Annotated in this window: 13 protein-coding genes; 9 read left to right on the forward strand and 4 right to left on the reverse strand. The window is 46.2% G+C overall.

Going from position 1 to position 15635, the window contains the following annotated elements; translation table 11 throughout:
* Positions 1–78 precede the first annotated feature (78 nt).
* The 8 genes from Pcarn_RS04800 (at position 79) to Pcarn_RS04835 (ending at position 9378) form a co-directional block, all read left to right on the forward strand.
* Positions 79–1923, forward strand: coding sequence for an HlyD family efflux transporter periplasmic adaptor subunit (locus Pcarn_RS04800; protein ID WP_261835249.1), 1845 nt, complete (start codon positions 79–81; stop codon positions 1921–1923).
* 4 nt (positions 1924–1927) lie between these two features.
* Positions 1928–4069 carry a site-2 protease family protein gene (locus Pcarn_RS04805; RefSeq protein WP_261835250.1) on the forward strand — a complete coding sequence of 714 codons (2142 nt, stop codon included), beginning with the start codon at positions 1928–1930 and terminating at the stop codon, positions 4067–4069.
* A gap of 88 nt (positions 4070–4157) precedes the next feature.
* A complete protein-coding gene (locus tag Pcarn_RS04810; RefSeq protein ID WP_261835251.1) occupies positions 4158–6059 on the forward strand; it encodes a preprotein translocase subunit SecA in 1902 nt (633 codons plus the stop codon).
* A gap of 4 nt (positions 6060–6063) precedes the next feature.
* The gene (locus Pcarn_RS04815) at positions 6064–6816 is read left to right on the forward strand and encodes an efflux RND transporter periplasmic adaptor subunit (protein WP_261835252.1); all 753 of its coding nucleotides are present in this window, start codon (positions 6064–6066) and stop codon (positions 6814–6816) included.
* A 357-nt stretch (positions 6817–7173) separates the two neighbouring features.
* Entirely contained in the window at positions 7174–7626 is a 453-nt protein-coding gene (locus tag Pcarn_RS04820; protein WP_261835253.1) for a hypothetical protein, read from the forward strand.
* A gap of 69 nt (positions 7627–7695) precedes the next feature.
* Entirely contained in the window at positions 7696–8079 is a 384-nt protein-coding gene (locus tag Pcarn_RS04825; protein WP_261835254.1) for a nuclear transport factor 2 family protein, read from the forward strand.
* Between the two features lie 320 nt (positions 8080–8399).
* Positions 8400–9026: a heme-binding beta-barrel domain-containing protein gene (locus Pcarn_RS04830; protein ID WP_261835255.1), complete on the forward strand. Its 627-nt coding sequence runs from the start codon at positions 8400–8402 to the stop codon at positions 9024–9026.
* A gap of 226 nt (positions 9027–9252) precedes the next feature.
* A complete protein-coding gene (locus tag Pcarn_RS04835; RefSeq protein ID WP_261835256.1) occupies positions 9253–9378 on the forward strand; it encodes a hypothetical protein in 126 nt (41 codons plus the stop codon).
* 34 nt (positions 9379–9412) lie between these two features.
* On the opposite strand, the gene Pcarn_RS04840 is transcribed toward Pcarn_RS04835, so the two are convergent.
* The 4 genes from Pcarn_RS04840 to metE all read right to left on the reverse strand — a co-directional run bounded on the left by Pcarn_RS04840 (position 9413) and on the right by metE (position 14426).
* Positions 9413–10747, reverse strand: a complete 1335-nt coding sequence (locus tag Pcarn_RS04840; RefSeq protein WP_261835257.1) for a vWA domain-containing protein — start codon at positions 10745–10747, stop codon at positions 9413–9415.
* Between the two features lie 37 nt (positions 10748–10784).
* Positions 10785–11345 carry a TadE/TadG family type IV pilus assembly protein gene (locus tag Pcarn_RS04845; protein WP_261835258.1) on the reverse strand — a complete coding sequence of 187 codons (561 nt, stop codon included), beginning with the start codon at positions 11343–11345 and terminating at the stop codon, positions 10785–10787.
* A gap of 14 nt (positions 11346–11359) precedes the next feature.
* Positions 11360–11881 carry a TadE/TadG family type IV pilus assembly protein gene (locus Pcarn_RS04850; RefSeq protein ID WP_261835259.1) on the reverse strand — a complete coding sequence of 174 codons (522 nt, stop codon included), beginning with the start codon at positions 11879–11881 and terminating at the stop codon, positions 11360–11362.
* A gap of 283 nt (positions 11882–12164) precedes the next feature.
* On the reverse strand, positions 12165–14426 hold the full coding sequence (metE, locus tag Pcarn_RS04855; RefSeq protein ID WP_261835260.1) for a 5-methyltetrahydropteroyltriglutamate--homocysteine S-methyltransferase: 2262 nt from the start codon (positions 14424–14426) through the stop codon (positions 12165–12167).
* Between the two features lie 186 nt (positions 14427–14612).
* Between metE and Pcarn_RS04860 the strand changes: the two genes are divergently transcribed.
* Positions 14613–15497 (forward strand): LysR substrate-binding domain-containing protein, encoded by an 885-nt coding sequence (locus Pcarn_RS04860; protein WP_261835261.1) that lies wholly within the window; start codon positions 14613–14615, stop codon positions 15495–15497.
* Positions 15498–15635 lie beyond the last annotated feature (138 nt).

The following is a 15635-nucleotide window of genomic DNA, read 5'->3' on the forward strand; positions in this document are numbered from 1 at the left end:
CTCGCTTCACCGCTATTGAGCGAAGAGCATAGACCATAGGGAAGATGGTCAGGTATTTGTGCCAACAAGGATGTAGTTATGACCCAACAAAGCTCAATTGCGCCCGTAGAGACGCAGGCCGAGCACGCTCAATCCCAAGATGATTACTATCAGGCTTGGCTATCGAAACATAAAACCTTGATACCCGGATTGCAGGCGGCGATTCTGTATCTGCCTATTAAGGCTGAGTTGGTTCCTGTAGCTCGCTTTAAGCCTGAACACACTAACTTTCCTGAGCTCAATCAACTGATTACAGACAATAGACAAGCGACAGCCCCTATGGTGACGCGCTTGGCGGCTATCTCTCCTGATGGCGAAGCCTTTGGCCTGTTATACCCAGTCTTAGATACCCAAAACCAACTGATAGCCTTTGCAGCTTTCGCTATTCAGGTAAGTTCCCAAGAGCAGCTTACACAGGCTCTAACGCTTCTGCAGTGGAGCGCAGCTGGCATAGAGGTTACAGAGCAACAATTGAGAGCAGATAAGCTCGCCCGTGAGCAGGAATCCTATGCTCAGCGGGTGGAGATACTGGCTCGGGTGCTGTCTGAATCTAGCTATGGAGCATCGGCAGTGCGCATGGTGACGGAACTGGCAGTGCTACTAAATTGTGACCGAGTCAGTCTAGGTGAGTATCAGAAGAAACGCTCGCGACTAAAACATCTCTCCCATAGTGCTCAGTTCGGTAAGAAGATGAACCATGTTCGTTTGATAGAGCGGGTCATGGATGAGTGTATCGATCAGGGTAAGATAATCCGTTTCCCAGATAGTGACGTAGAGAGCGAAGCGATTATTCAAGCCCATGGCAACCTGTCCAGTAGCCAAGGAGATATTGGACTCATTTCTATTCCTCTTTATCTGCGTGGCGAGATTTATGGCGCTCTAGTGGTTGAAGGTAAGCCTGATCAGGAGTGGAGTATTGAAGATGCCGAGCTTTGCCAGAGTATCGCTAGTCTTATTCTACCAACACTAGACGACAAGCGAATCAATGATAGAAGCTGGTATAAAAAAGGGTGGGACGGCCTGACAACCCAGCTAGGTCGGCTATTTGGACCAAGATACCTAGGACGAAAACTCACCCTTATTGGTTTGCTTGTATTAGGTTATTTGCTCACCACGACCATGGGCGAGTACAAACTCTCGGCCAATGCCACCATTGAGAGTGGCGTACAGAGGGCGATAGTCGCCCCCTTTGATGGCTATATCAATCAAGCATTGGTTCGTGCTGGTGACAAGGTAACGCAAGGTGAAGACCTAGTGTTGATGGATGACAGGGACCTGCGCCTTGAAAGGCTAAAGTGGCTCAGTGAAGAGAGTAAATTGGTACGCCAGCGTCTGGAGGCTTTGGCGGTAAGGGACAGAGCAAAACTTAATATTCTCAATGCTCAAGAGAAGCAGGTAGCCGCGCAACTCTCCTTGGTGGAAAGCCAGATCGAGCGGGGCAAATTGATATCCCCTTATGATGGTTTAATTGTCAGTGGCGATCTCAGTCAAAGATTGGGCAGCGCAGTGACCAAAGGGGATGTGTTGCTAGAGGTCGCTCCTTTGAACAGCTATCGTATTAAATTGCAGGTGCAAGAGAGCCGTATTTCTGATCTTTCTCTTGGTCAAACCGGCACCCTTTATCTTTCAGCATTGCCAGAAACAGGTTTCGAGTTCGAGGTCACTAAGATCACCCCAGTGACCGAAGCGCGAGACGGCTCAAGCTACTTTATCGTAGAGGCTGAATTTAATACCTCAAACTCGGACAGTCAGCAGTTTGAACAACTGCAGCCGGGTATGGAAGGGGTAGGTAAGGTTTATATCGACGAGCGCCTGATCTTCCATATCTGGACGCGAGACCTAACGGAATGGCTCCGACTGCAAGCGTGGTCTTGGTGGGGGTAGTTAGATGTCGCAGACCCTATTTAGTCCCTCTTGGTACAAGGTATCCGACCTAAAGGTTCGCATTCGCAAGCATGCAGACATACACAGACACGTCTATCGAGACAAGGTGTGGTATGTATTGCAGGACCATGTCACTGGACAGTTCCAGCGCTTTACCCCGCAGGCCTATCAGCTTATTGGGCTGATGAACGGTGAACGAACCCTACAACAGATCTGGGATATCGCCTGTAAAGAGCTGAAAGAGGATCTGCCAAGCCAAGACGAGGTGATTAACCTTGTCGGTCAACTCAATAAAGCCAATGTGGTTCAAACTAATGTCTTGCCCAGCATTAAGCACCTTCATAGGCGCAGTGAAACCGAGCAACGTAAGAAGATACTGCAACAGCTAAAATCGCCTTTAAGTGTTCGAATTCCCCTTGTGGATCCGGAGCGCTTCCTTTCTGCAACCTGCGGGGTTGCCAGAGTTATCTTCTCTAAGTTTGGCGCCCTGTGTTGGCTGCTAGTGGTAGCGCTGGGCATACTGTTTGCCACTTTGCACTGGACGGCGCTCACCAATAATCTCAGCGATCAGGTCCTTGGGGTAGAGAACCTATTTTTAATGGCATTGGTTTACCCTGTTATAAAACTGGCCCATGAACTGGGACACGGCTGGGCGGTTAAACGCTGGGGAGGCGAGGTGCATGAGATGGGGATTATGCTACTCATCTTTATTCCAGTGCCTTATGTAGATGCCTCGGCAGCCACCTCCTTTAGCAATAAATATCAGCGCATGATAGTGGGGGCCATCGGGGTATTGGCCGAGCTGTTTATGGCGGCTCTTGCCATGATAGTGTGGGTGCTGGTGGAACCGGGTATCGTTCGGGCCTTAGCGTATAACGTAATGCTCATTGGTGGTATTTCGACTCTCCTGTTTAACGGTAACCCGTTACTAAGGTTTGATGCTTACTATGTGCTGGCAGATTTTCTTGAAATACCAAACCTTGCAGCGCGAGGAAATGCTCAGGTTGGCTATCTTGTTAAGCGTTACCTATTTCGAATCTCTCAGGTCAGAACCAACGCCCACAGCGCATCAGAGTCGTTTTGGTTGGTTCTATATGCGGTAGCATCCTATGTCTACCGTTTGTTTGTGATGGTCGCGATATCCCTGTTCGTCGCCAGTAAATATTTCATTATCGGTATCATTCTCGCTATCTGGTCTGTGATGACGAGCCTAGTGGTGCCTGTTGTTAAAGTGGTGGCAAAGCCAAGGCAAGACCCTCTTATGCGCAAGAAATCAGTAGCTATCTATCTAGGTTCATCACTTCTCATTGCTGGCATCGCTTTTATACTCTTTTATCTGCCGCTTCCTTATAAAACCTACGCTCAAGGGGTTATCTATGTTCCCCAAGAGGCCTATATTCGTGCCCAGACCGAAGGTTTTGTGGATAAGGTTTATATTGAAAATGACAGTGAGATTGGTGTTGGTGACACCATTCTTGAGCTCGATTCACCGGGGCTTGAATCCAGAGCGGAAGTGCTAAGGGCACAACTGGACGAAGCAAGGTTTCGCTACGAAGCCAGTGTTAATAATCGCACTGAGTCAGAGATATTGCTGCAAGAGTATCGCTATCTGGAGCAAGAGTATTGGGACGTGACTAATCGTCTATCAAACCTCACCATTAAGAGCCCAGCATCTGGCAACTTTGTGTTTGCGTATCGTAATTCAGAAGAGGGGCGCTTTTACAATCGAGGGGAAATCATCGGTTTCTTGGTAGATTTTGAGACGTTGCCACTGGCCGCGATGATCTCTGAAGATGACATCGATAGGGTAAGAAGTGAAACCCATGCCGTTACCCTTAAACTCGCCTCCCAGCCCAATAAAGAGTATCCGAGTAAGATATTGCGTCAGGTGCCTTCATCCACCCGCACCTTGCCCAGTTATGTGCTCAGCACAGAAGGGGGCGGCCTGATTGCCTTAGACCCGAATCGAACTACAGACTTGGAAAGTTATAACAGCTACTTTCGAGTTGAGCTCGACAGCAAGGCCGCACCTCTGGATAGATTCGATGAAAGGGTTCATGTTTTGTTTGAGCATGATCCAGAGCCCATTGCGTTTCGTTGGTATCGCGCAGTCAGACGTTTGCTATTGAGGCAGTTCGATGTATAGACGCCCACAACGAAGGCCCAATTCAATCCTCGAGCGTCCGCAAAGAGTCATTGATAAACAGGAGCGAATGGAGCGCTGGTGGCGGACTTTGACCGCCTATATTAGCCGTCCTATCCGCTCTTCTATCTGGTTATACAAGCCCTTGCTGTGGGCTATAAAGAAGCGAGATGGTTTTTATCGCAGCCTATCTGAGCAGGCGCTTAATCAGCAGATAGAGCATGTGGGGCATGAGCTGAAACGCCTTGGATTGACTCACAAGCTGACCATAGAAGCTTTTGCTTTGATTCGTGAGGTCGCAGGGCGCGAGCTTGGGATGTGGCATTTCGATAGCCAGATATTAGGCGGGCTATCCATACTGCATGGCAATATAGGCCAGATGCAAACCGGTGAGGGTAAAACGCTAACTGCGACCCTGCCTGTTGCGGCCGCGGCATTAGCCGGCGTGCCAACACATGTGGTAACCGTAAATGATTACCTTACGGAGAGAGATGCCGAGCTGATGTTGCCTGTTTATCAGCGCTTGGGGTTGAGTCTAGGTGTGGTAATCCAAGGGTTGAGCCTTGCCGAGCGCAAGCAGCAGTATGCTAAAGACATAGTGTACTGTACCAATAATGAGCTTGCCTTTGATTACCTTAAGGATTGCATTCAGTTAGGCCAGTTTGACCAATCTTTGCAGCTGCATGCGCTGCGTTCAATGCCTTCAAAGCATAGCTCTATGCTGGATAATCTCATGCTACGAGGACTCCATTTCGCTGTGGTGGATGAAGCCGACGGTGTATTTATGGATGAGGCCACCACACCTTTGGTGATTTCTGGTGATTCTACACCTCAACAAGAGCAGACCGAGATGTATATGCAAGCCTATGAGGTGGGAAGCAAGCTGGTTAATGAGCAACATTTTCGCATTCATAAGCATGCGAGACAGATAGAGTTTACTGCCGTTGGTGAAGAGTTCATTCAGGAACTGACAGAGAGCTTTGGTCCCCTATGGCATGGCCGAGTTAGGCGTATTGAGTTGGTGAAACAAGCACTCACCGCAACGCACCTTTTCATTCGTGACAGGCATTACCTTGTGGATGACGGGCAGGTCATCATTATCGACGAGCATACGGGCAGGCGCATGCCAGACAGGACCTGGGAGCAAGGGTTACATCAACTTATCGAGATAAAAGAAGGATGTGAGTTGAGTGACCCCAGAGTCACCTTAGCCAGCATCAGCTTTCAAAACTTCTTTCGTTTTTATCATCACCTTTCTGGTATGACAGGAACCGCGGATGAGGTGAAGAGCGAGTTTTGGCGTGTATATGAATTACCTGTGGTGGATGTGCCTACCCATAAACGCAGCAAAAGGCGTCAACTCGGTGAATCTATGTGTTTTACTCAGGAGCAGAAGTGGCGTGAGATAGTTATTCGTATCAAGGCGCTTCAGAGTGAGAGCGAAAGACCTATCTTGGTGGGGACTCAGTCATTAAAGGATTCAGAATGGTTGTCAGGCCTACTCCATCAGCAAGGTATAAGTCATCAGGTGCTAAATGCGAGACAGGATGAAGCTGAAGCAGAGATTGTCGCCTTGGCTGGACTCGCATCAAAGGTAACCATCGCAACCAGTATGGCTGGTCGTGGTACTGACATTAAGCTAGAACCTAGGGTAGAGGCGCAAGGCGGCTTGCACGTCATAGTGACAGGGCTGCATGATTCTTCGCGAGTGGATAGGCAATTAGAAGGGCGTTGCGCCCGTCAAGGGGATAGGGGGAGTGTGGAGTTTGTGCTCTCTCTGGAAGAGGAACTGATCACTAAAGGGTGGGCCAAAGTCTTAAGGTCAATTATTTCACTGCCAATTCCCAAGGTATTGAAAAATAAACTATTGTTTAAGGGAATACGCCGTTGTCAGAAGAGAATAGAGCATCAAGATGAACAGCGTCGCGCCCAACTATTGAAGCATGATGAACAGCAACAGGAAGTGTTGTCGTTTTCGCAGCAGCAGGTTTAGTCGTATGAAACTAAGAAAAACATGGATGTTAGGCGCTCTCTTGGTCGCGCCTATGACAGTCTCTTATAACTCTATGGCAAATTTTGATGGTTTGAGCAATGAGCTTGCTCCATTGAGTTGTTTGCTTGAACCTAGCCGTGACATTGAACTCTCTAGTGAGGTTCAGGGTGTTATCAGAGAGATAAGAGTAAACAGAGGCGATAGCGTAAAGAAGGGGCAGGTGGTGATGCGCCTTAATTCAACCTTAGAGGTGGCGGCGGTAAACACGGTTAAAGCGAGATTGGAGTTCGCTAAACGCAAGGTTGAGCGTAATGCGGATCTGTATCGAAAGAACCTTATCTCAGACAATGAGCAAGATGAGATGCTCACAGAGCAGCGTCTTGCTGAGTTTCAGCTTAAGGAAGCTAGGGTAAAACTGAGTCAGCGTGAAACTAAGAGCCCTATCTCCGGTGTGGTGATAGAGCGCATTAAGGACCCTGGTGAATTTGTCGATGAATTACCCTTCTTAAGGATCGCAACCCTAAATCCTATGCATGCTGAGGTAGTGTTGCCTGCAGAGCTCTACGGCACGGTGAAGAAGGATGAGGCTGTGACTCTTTATCCGCTTAACTCACAAACACCATATGAAGGCAAGGTGAAGATCATTGACCCCATTATAGATGCTGCGAGTAACACCTTTGCAGTCACTGTCTCTCTAAATAATGATTCTGGAGCCCTGTCCGCCGGGGTTCGCTGCCAAGTCGAGTTTAAAGGCTGATCGCCTGTTCAAATACTCTATTCTTTACAACTGACCTACCCCTAAACCTAGGGTTAGGTCTTTGTGCTATTTGCAAAACATCAATATTACATTCCTAATATGTATTGTTTCAAATAATAAGTTACCCTCTGCGAAAATATAAGAACTGTATTTATATGAAATCAGATTCAATTAAATTTGTTTGATTGAATCTGATTTATTAACGGCCAATAAACTATTGGTATATCTTGGGTAGTCATTTGCGGAGGCCTCTAAGTATATGAATATATTGTTTTTATTGGTTGTGAATTCAGTAAAAAATGTAGTTGGTAGTAAATATATAAAGTAGTTTTAGATTTAATATTTGAGGTTCTGCATATGGCGGTATTAAAGAAGTTTAAATATGATCATATCAAGGTGGGGGACGTTGTGTACGTTGCGACACCGGTTTGGTCAGGACATATAAATAAGCGAGGATTAAAATTAGGGGATTATTTCTTGCCTTATTCAGTGACTAAGATTACGCCACTGTTTTTCGATGTAGAGAATATAGGTCGATTCAGGAAGTCCGATGGCCATTGTAACGGCGCTAGCACTTTTGGTAGTCGTGCTTTCAATATCGGTGACTTTTGTCCTACTCTCGGACGTGTATCCGACCAGAGTAAAGAGTACAAACTGGCACAAAGTAGAGAGAAGCTTATTGAATGGATTAATTTCAATATGATGCGCTATCCCATCAACAGTAATGTGCTTAATTGTGATGAACTAGGTGAGCTTAAAATTCTACTGGAGAAAAATCTCTCTCAGTATTCCAGTTCAAAGCCAGTCTAACTTTTACGACTAGATCCGCACTATTTTCTGTCCCACACTGTTTAGGTCGAGTTAAAAAGGACTACACAAATGGGACAGAACCTTGCTGAAAATAAACAAAATGCTATCGAATTCTATCGAACGGCTTACCTAGGAGATCCTGTACGAGCCGTAGAGCTGTTCGTCGGTGATGATTACATCCAGCATAACCCTTTGGTTGGCAATGGTAAGCAACCTTTTATCGATTATTTCTTGGAAATGGCGCGAGATTATCCCAACAAAAGCATAGAGTTTGTTCGCGCAGTTGCAGAGGATAACCTAGTCGCTTTGCATACCCATCAAGTTTGGCCAGATGGTGATGAATACGTGACTATGGATTTTTTCCGTTTCGACGATAACGGCAAGATAGTAGAGCATTGGGATTCTCTGCAACAGATCCTGGAAGGGACAAAGAATGGCAATACCATGTATTAGAGGCAAAAAAATGGCACCCAAAGTTGGGTGCCGTAAAAAAGCGGTGCGCCGTGGAGCGCCTACTTAACTGGAAGCAAACAGTCAGAGGTTGGATTGTGCAAGATTTCCGTCTGTTCGAGTTAATAATAATACTTCTCATTTAGATCTGGCAACCCCTAAAATGTGATCTCCTTCAATAAATCTAAATGAAAATCATTATCAATAATATTTTGTAGCAATTTACCGTATGCAACTACTTTTAAAATTGACTTGAGATAAGATTTTCCGAGTAACTTTCCATCAATCTGGTGTTAAAACAATCATAAGATGGAACGCAAGATATGAAAAAAGCTCTACTTTTAGCTCTATCCGCAGCAGTGCCTTTATCAGCTATGGCTGATCACGACAACACGGTTATCGACGGTTTGGATTTTGGCCCTCTGGCTCAACTCGTTGGTACCTGGCAATCGACTGCCGCAGGTGGTGTTGATATTTCTCCTGCTCAAGCAGGGACCCCTCAAGGAGAGGGCGCTCCTGCCATTACTCCTTTTTATGAGACGATGACATTTGAGGTTGCTGCAGATGCAATAAATGCCAGCGAACAAACGCTGGTTGCTCTGTATTACAAGCAAGAAGTATTTCGCAAAGCCGATGATTCTAAGTTCCACGACCAACGTGGTTATCTGATATACGATAAGGACAATCAGATTGTATATAATTCCTTCTGTGTGCCACGCACAACCTGTATCACTGCTGAGGGCGTTGCAGGAACCGATATGACGCTTAAGGTTTCTGATAGAGGCGTAGCAGAGTCTAACTTTATGAAAGATAACGCAACCACCACAGATTTCTCTATGACGCTGAAGATAGAGGGCGATACCCTGACATATTCACAGAGTACGGCACTAAACATCTACGGCAAAGAGTTTGCCCATACGGATACTTCAACTCTACAAAGAATGAAATAGTTTTAGTAAGCCACTCAGTAGAGTGGCTTTTTTAATGATGGTATCTATTGGTATGTAATGCGTTTCATAAGCGAAATAAATGTTTGAATATTCGTATTAAGCTCTTGTTTTAAAATCGTTAAATAGCTCACAACATATTTCAAATTTATGTCGCTCACCCTCAAGTTTCTAACTTAGAGAGCCCTATACTGTAAGTGTTGTAGTTCATCTCAAGGAGGTAAGGGTGATGAGCAGAAAAATGAGTAGTAACCATGAGAGCTTGGAAGGCAAAGGAAGCCTGTGTAAGTTCTTTCTCTTCCTAGCGATATTTGCAGGTATGAGTGCATCGGTCATTTTGTCGATAACTCAGTGAAAAGAAAAACGACCTCTGATGAGGTCGTTTGTGGTTACAGGGTTAGACGAATGATGACGTCCAGCATCTTGTCGAAACAGGGACCGAGGTCGCTCTCGTCCTCAGCGAAGCAATACACTCCCTGTTTTTGATTGGGTTCAAATTCGTCAGCAGTAGCGTCACGGCTTTGCATTCTTGGATCATTTGCCATTCGATACAGCATGTCCTCACCGGTGCCGTTCCCCATATCATCGAGAAGTGCGTCACCTAAACCCAACGTAAAGACAAATACGCCATCTTCACGAGCTTGGTAGGCCATCTTCTCAGGAAGGTCTCGGGATATCTTGCGCATTATGGATTGAAACTCACTCTCGCCAGTATCAGCAGAATAGGTAGTCTCACCAGCACGAGGTCCACCGAGTAACCTAAACCCTTGATACGTATCGTTAGCCAATATATCCACGTGTTTGTAGATATCGTATGAGCTACTTACAGTTGAGCCATCAACAGTGTAGTCAAGGCGTTGTCTCATAGCCGTAGGATTCCATAGTCCACGACCTGAGCTTCCCGTTGTCGAGATTGCAGCCTCGTAATCAGTTCCATCTATGGAGAAATTAGAAGTGAAGGTGTTTGGTGCACCATCAGTAAAAATCACTAAAACTCGCAAGTTAGCAGCTATTGGGTCTGCGCTGTCGAATTGATTGTATCCACTTAAAAAGCCACCGGCAGTGTTTGTGTAGTGCTGATTGCCACCTGTCTCATAAGTCATCGCATCGATTGCTGTATTTATCGAGTCGTTGTTATGACTTCGTTGCAAAGTATTAAAAGGAATTACTGTATTTGCACCATAACCGTACTGGGTTACAGAGACACGATCGAAGTCAGGATTGAAGTTGCTCAGGAAGTTTTTTGAACGCTCAAGTACAGTGTCAAAAACATCTTCGAGTGAACCTGAGTTATCTATCACTAGGGAAATGTCAACTGGCCTACGAATAGTTTGAGCCTCTACCCCAACCGGCCAAGTATCAAAGCCCAGCAGTTGGATAAATGAGGTAGGCATATCGGCGGTGGCAGTCAAATCGATGGTGATATTGTCATCGGCATCATAGGTGTAGGTTGGATTAGATAATACTGGACTACTTTGCGACAGGGCGTCAGAGAGGTTCACATTGAAGTATTTTTGTGCGGCTGCAGTTGCATTAGCTTCTCGAATGGTTTTACTGGCGCCGGTCGAAATGGCCCTTGCCGCAGCTATTCCCGCCGCATCCACAGCAGCAAATAACTTGGCCTGTGTGGTGTAAGCTCTGCCTGAGTCCACAGCAAGCCCGGTTAAAATAAGAAGGAAGGGTAGTGAGATTACCGTGAGTAGGGTTGCTAACCCTTTGGACATTCGAGGTCTGTTTCGTTTCACGTCCATAGTGATATCCTCATAGGTAAGTGAGCTCTCTTATCGAAAAGTCTGTATCAAATATGAATGTTGATACAGGCGAGTATCGATAGATCACCTCAACCACATACACTGTCTCTCCATCGTCCAGTGTAAGCGGAAAGTTGTTCAAATCAGGCGTCGTAGAAATGTTACATTCGCCATCTGTCCAACTGGCGCACGCCCCCCATGTCGAATCTAATGTCGTATAGCCCCCGTCTTGCCAACGGTACTGCTCGTTCAAGTAGGGTGCTTGTGGATTGCCACTGGAATCGTCACCTCTGCCCACGACTTGGCTGATGAACATGGCACCGTCAGTACCCATATCGAGAGGGTTTGAGGTGGAAGCGACAATATCCATTACCTCTTCGGGGGTTTGTGAGCTATTTCTAGCAATGATGTTGGCACCTTCACGACTCAAACTGATAATTATATTGTTGGCTTGAATCACCTGAGTCACTTCAAAGATGCCCATCATGATGATGAGCAGGACCGGGGTGATGATTGCCATTTCCACTGATGCTAATCCGGCTTGGCATTTGCGAAAGAACAAACTTTTCATAGGCTCTCTCCACTCTAAAAGGTTTCATTCTTCATAGCAGTACTGACGGTAAACTCATACTTACCGTCGCTCAAAAGGGGGTAGATAATCGGGCTAAAGGTCGGCCATTCGCAGTCGATATGGATAGCTATTGTTTCACCAGCCGAACCGAATGTAGAGGTGACGTCGTTGCCATCGACATCCTCTGCTCGAATGCCATTGATCTTGACCACTCTAGTTAACAACCCATCGGATTCTTGCGAGATTTTTTCTAATATGGCCAAGGAACGAAGACGGTCGTCTTCTATTTCATTGGGGTCTAAGTCTGAGCGTCCAGTGATAGCGTATCGAGCGCCTTCGCGCACTGCATGTTGCATGGTGAGTTTGACGTAGCCAAACAGTGCAAAATCGACGATCGTGAATATAAGGGCGAATAAGAGGGTGGCGACGATCGAGAATTCGATCAGTGAGGCACCACGAAGCGACTTAAAGGAAAGCCGCCTGATCGGTTTTTTTCGAGTGTTCACACTCTTGACAGAGGTACGTTTCGCGTCCATTGCGTCCCAGCCTTTTACCAATAAGAACCGAGCCCTGCCATCTTCCCAAGATGCAAGACATGATATTAGGTATAAGTTTGCGTTTTTAGGTTGTCAAAGGACGAAAACAGCTACACCAAAAGGGGTAGGAGATTTTACTTTATTTTTTAATTGGTTAATAAATGAACAGTGATTTGCAAAAAATTTACCCTAGTGTTTTGCCTCGTGTATAAGTTCAAAACATTCACGGTGTCAATAAATTAAGGAGGCTTTGTCAGCCTCCTAGTTGATGGACCGATTGCAACTAATTGAGCGTTTCTCTGAGTGCCTTGGTTGCTTCTACCATGTTGGCCAAAGCCGCTTCGGTTTCCTTCCAACCCCGCGTTTTTAGTCCGCAGTCCGGGTTAACCCAAAGACGTTGCAGTGGAATATACTGGTTCGCTTTTTTGAGCAAATTGGTTATCTGTTCTTTACTAGGAACGGCTGGAGAATGGATATCATACACACCAGGGCCAATATCATTCGGGTAGTTAAATGACTCAAATGCTTCGAGTAGCGCCATCTGGGAGCGAGCGGTCTCTATTGTGATCACATCAGCATCCAATCTCGCGACCGCATCTATGATCTCGTTGAACTCGCTGTAGCACATATGGGTGTGAATCTGGGTTTCAGATTTAGCAGATGATGCAGATATCTTAAAGGCATCCACAGCCCAATTAAGGTAAGTCTTGTGATCACTCTTCTTCAGTGGCAAGCCTTCACGAATCGCAGGTTCATCAATTTGGATAATATTGATGTCCGCATCTTGTAGATCTGCGACCTCATCTTTCAGTGCCAGTGCAATTTGTTTTGCTGATATTTCGCGCGCTATATCTTCTCGAGGGAAGGTCCAGCAGAGTATGGTCACAGGGCCGGTGAGCATGCCTTTCATGTGTTTATTGGTAAGAGATTGCGCATAGCTAGACCATTTTACCGTGATAGGAGCTGAACGCTTAATGTCAGATGTAATGATGGCTGGTTTGACACAACGTGAGCCATAGCTTTGAACCCAACCAAAGTCGGTGGTTTGGAAGCCCTCAAGGTGTTCAGTAAAGTATTCCACCATGTCATTTCGCTCAGCCTCACCATGTACTAAGACATCAAGGCCCAGTGCTTCTTGCTTTTCGACGCAGGCTTTTATTTGCGCCTTTAGGTGGGTCTCATATTGCTCAAGCGTAATCTCACCGCGCTTGAATTGACCTCGTGCAGTTCGAATATCCCCGGTTTGTGGGAATGAACCTATGGTTGTGGTCGGTAGCTTGGGCAGATTTAGCTTTGCTTGCTGTGCTTTGATGCGCGTAGTAAAAGGCTCTCTACGCTCACCACTTTTCTCGGTGAGACAAGCGATGCGTGCTTGAACCTCAGGCTTGGTGACTTGAGTATCGTGGGCTCGTTGACGAATTGGAACGCTATATTCTATGCACCAAGCTTGCGCATCTTCATCACCCGTCAGGGCAGATGTTAGCTTGGCTATCTCACTCAGTTTTTGTTTGGCAAAGGCAAACCACTCTGGATTTGAAAGCTGTGATTCAGAACCAAGATCAACTGGGGAATGCAGTAGAGAGCAGGAAGAAGCAATCCAAAGATTTTCTTTTCGGTCGCGAGCGATGGAAGCCAGGTCTTCAATCCAAGCCCCTAGATCGGAGCGCCAAACATTGCGTCCATTGACTACGCCAAGTGACAGCACCCAATCAGTAGGTATCTTTGGCGCTATCGAGTTTAGCTGCTTAGACCCTGCGACTAGGTCCAGATGCAGACCATCGATTGGCAGTTTGCTTATGGTATCGAATGACTCTTCGATGTGATCAAAATAGGTGGTGAGAAGCAGTTTAACTCGCCCGTGGAGAGCCTTGTATGCAAAGCCAAATGCCTCAAGCCAGTTTGGCTCAAGCTGCAGAGCAAGGATAGGCTCGTCAATCTGAACCCACTCTACATCCAGGTCACTTAGTCTTTGTAGGATCTCTTGATAGGTATCGAGTAATTGGGGAAGTAGACAGAGTTGGTCGAAGCTTTCTTCTACTGTCTTGCCTAGATATAGATAGCTCAATGGTCCAAGAAGGCTGACCTTCACTTGATGTCCAAGAGCTTGTGCTTCTTTGACCTCGTCAAATAGCTGCAACCAACTTAGCTCAAAAGTATCGGATTTAGAGAACTCTGGAACCAGATAATGGTAGTTAGTGTTAAACCATTTAGTCATGTCTGCAGCATGACCACAATCGCACTCGGTGTCGGCTCGAGCAATGGTAAATAGGGTATCAATATTGATGCCGTGCTTGCGGTGACGCTGTGGAACATGTCCCAGTAGCAAACTGGTATTAAGGACATGATCGTACCAAGCGAAATCGCCTACGGTGACAAAGTCCAGTCCAGCATCGGCTTGTGCTTGCCAGTTCTTAGCGCGAAGTTCTTTACCTACGGATAGCAGGGTATCCAGGTCGCTGTCACCCCTCCAATAAGCCTCAAGAGCAAACTTAAGTTCGCGTTTTTCACCAATTCTTGGGTAGCCTAGAATATGTGCTTTTGTCATCTCATTATCCTCACGATGTTTGTGTGTATTCATCATGAGGCCATCTAAGCGATTGAAACAATTGCAACTTATTCAAGGTTGGCTTGAGCAGATTTCATAGTGAAATGTTAGGTTTAGAAAATTACTTATAGACGTCTAGACGTTCGTGTGGCTTAATGAAGTCAGGATTAAACAGCAAGGAAAGTTATGATTGAGCTCAAGCACTTACGCACCATGCGCGCTCTACAACAGCACGGTTCTTTAAGCGCCTGTGCTGAGAGTTTGCATATTACCCAATCGGCTGTTTCTCATCAGGTAAAAGAGCTTGAGGTGCGTATTGGCGCACCGCTGTTTTATCGTAAAACCAAGCCGCTGAAGTTTACCTCTCAAGGTGAGCGTTTGGTGGCGCTTGCCCATGAAGTGCTACCAAAGATCCATGAGGTGGAACTCTCGCTAAAAGAGCCTTTGGATATTGACTCTTTTACCCTAGCGATCGATTGCCACTCTTGCTTTCAATGGCTACTGCCGACCATCAAAAAATTTCAAACGGACTATCCAAATCTAAGTGTGGATCTAGAGTCGGGATTTCATCAGCAACCTTTGGAAAGACTTCTTGCAGGTGAGATTGACCTTATGATCACCTCGGATGTGGAGTCTCGCAGTGACCTGCATTTTGTGCCCCTGTTTGGCTATGAGTTGCAGATGGTGTTTGCCAAGGAGCATGAATTCGAGACTAAAGACTTTATTGAGCCATCTGATCTAACCAATCAAACGCTTCTTACCTATCCGGTCGAGAAGCAGCGCATGGATATCTATAACCTATTTCTAAAACCTGCCAATCTTGAACCAAAAAAATGGAAGCGGGTGGACAATACGGCGACTCTGCTGCAGATGGTTTCCGGTGGGTTTGGAGTCGCGGCGCTTCCAGACTGGGCGGTTCGCACCTTTGAAGATCAATCCTTGATTGCTACCTGCAAGGTTGGTGAGTCTGGGATCCAGCGTCACTCCTATGCAGCGGTTCGAATTGCCGACAAAGACCAGTCCCATATTGCAGACTTTGTGCAGCGAGTAAAACAGCACCACAAACGTTAAATTTACGTTCTGATTTACGATTTATTGTTCCCTTAAACCATCACGATTTGTGACGCTTTTCTCGTATTGGTTATTTCGCCCGTGTATGCATTTTAATTCATGGCATAGTTCGCCAAGTTCAACCTTGAGAGCAAAGAC

It is taken from the genome of Vibrio ishigakensis, from assembly GCF_024347675.1.
Lineage (GTDB): Bacteria > Pseudomonadota > Gammaproteobacteria > Enterobacterales > Vibrionaceae > Vibrio > Vibrio ishigakensis.

What these genes read in the sequence shown, in the direction of transcription:
- Pcarn_RS04800 (WP_261835249.1), top strand. Translation starts at nt 79, where the DNA reads ATGACCCAACAAAGCTCAATTGCGCCCGTAGAGACGCAGGCCGAGCAC.
- Pcarn_RS04805 (WP_261835250.1), top strand. Translation starts at nt 1,928, where the DNA reads ATGTCGCAGACCCTATTTAGTCCCTCTTGGTACAAGGTATCCGACCTA.
- Pcarn_RS04815 (WP_261835252.1), top strand. Translation starts at nt 6,064, where the DNA reads ATGAAACTAAGAAAAACATGGATGTTAGGCGCTCTCTTGGTCGCGCCT.
- Pcarn_RS04820 (WP_261835253.1), top strand. Translation starts at nt 7,174, where the DNA reads ATGGCGGTATTAAAGAAGTTTAAATATGATCATATCAAGGTGGGGGAC.
- Pcarn_RS04825 (WP_261835254.1), top strand. Translation starts at nt 7,696, where the DNA reads ATGGGACAGAACCTTGCTGAAAATAAACAAAATGCTATCGAATTCTAT.
- Pcarn_RS04830 (WP_261835255.1), top strand. Translation starts at nt 8,400, where the DNA reads ATGAAAAAAGCTCTACTTTTAGCTCTATCCGCAGCAGTGCCTTTATCA.
- Pcarn_RS04835 (WP_261835256.1), top strand. Translation starts at nt 9,253, where the DNA reads ATGAGCAGAAAAATGAGTAGTAACCATGAGAGCTTGGAAGGCAAAGGA.
- Pcarn_RS04840 (WP_261835257.1), bottom strand. Translation starts at nt 10,747, where the DNA reads ATGTCCAAAGGGTTAGCAACCCTACTCACGGTAATCTCACTACCCTTC.
- Pcarn_RS04845 (WP_261835258.1), bottom strand. Translation starts at nt 11,345, where the DNA reads ATGAAAAGTTTGTTCTTTCGCAAATGCCAAGCCGGATTAGCATCAGTG.
- Pcarn_RS04850 (WP_261835259.1), bottom strand. Translation starts at nt 11,881, where the DNA reads ATGGACGCGAAACGTACCTCTGTCAAGAGTGTGAACACTCGAAAAAAA.
- metE (WP_261835260.1), bottom strand. Translation starts at nt 14,426, where the DNA reads ATGACAAAAGCACATATTCTAGGCTACCCAAGAATTGGTGAAAAACGC.
- Pcarn_RS04860 (WP_261835261.1), top strand. Translation starts at nt 14,613, where the DNA reads ATGATTGAGCTCAAGCACTTACGCACCATGCGCGCTCTACAACAGCAC.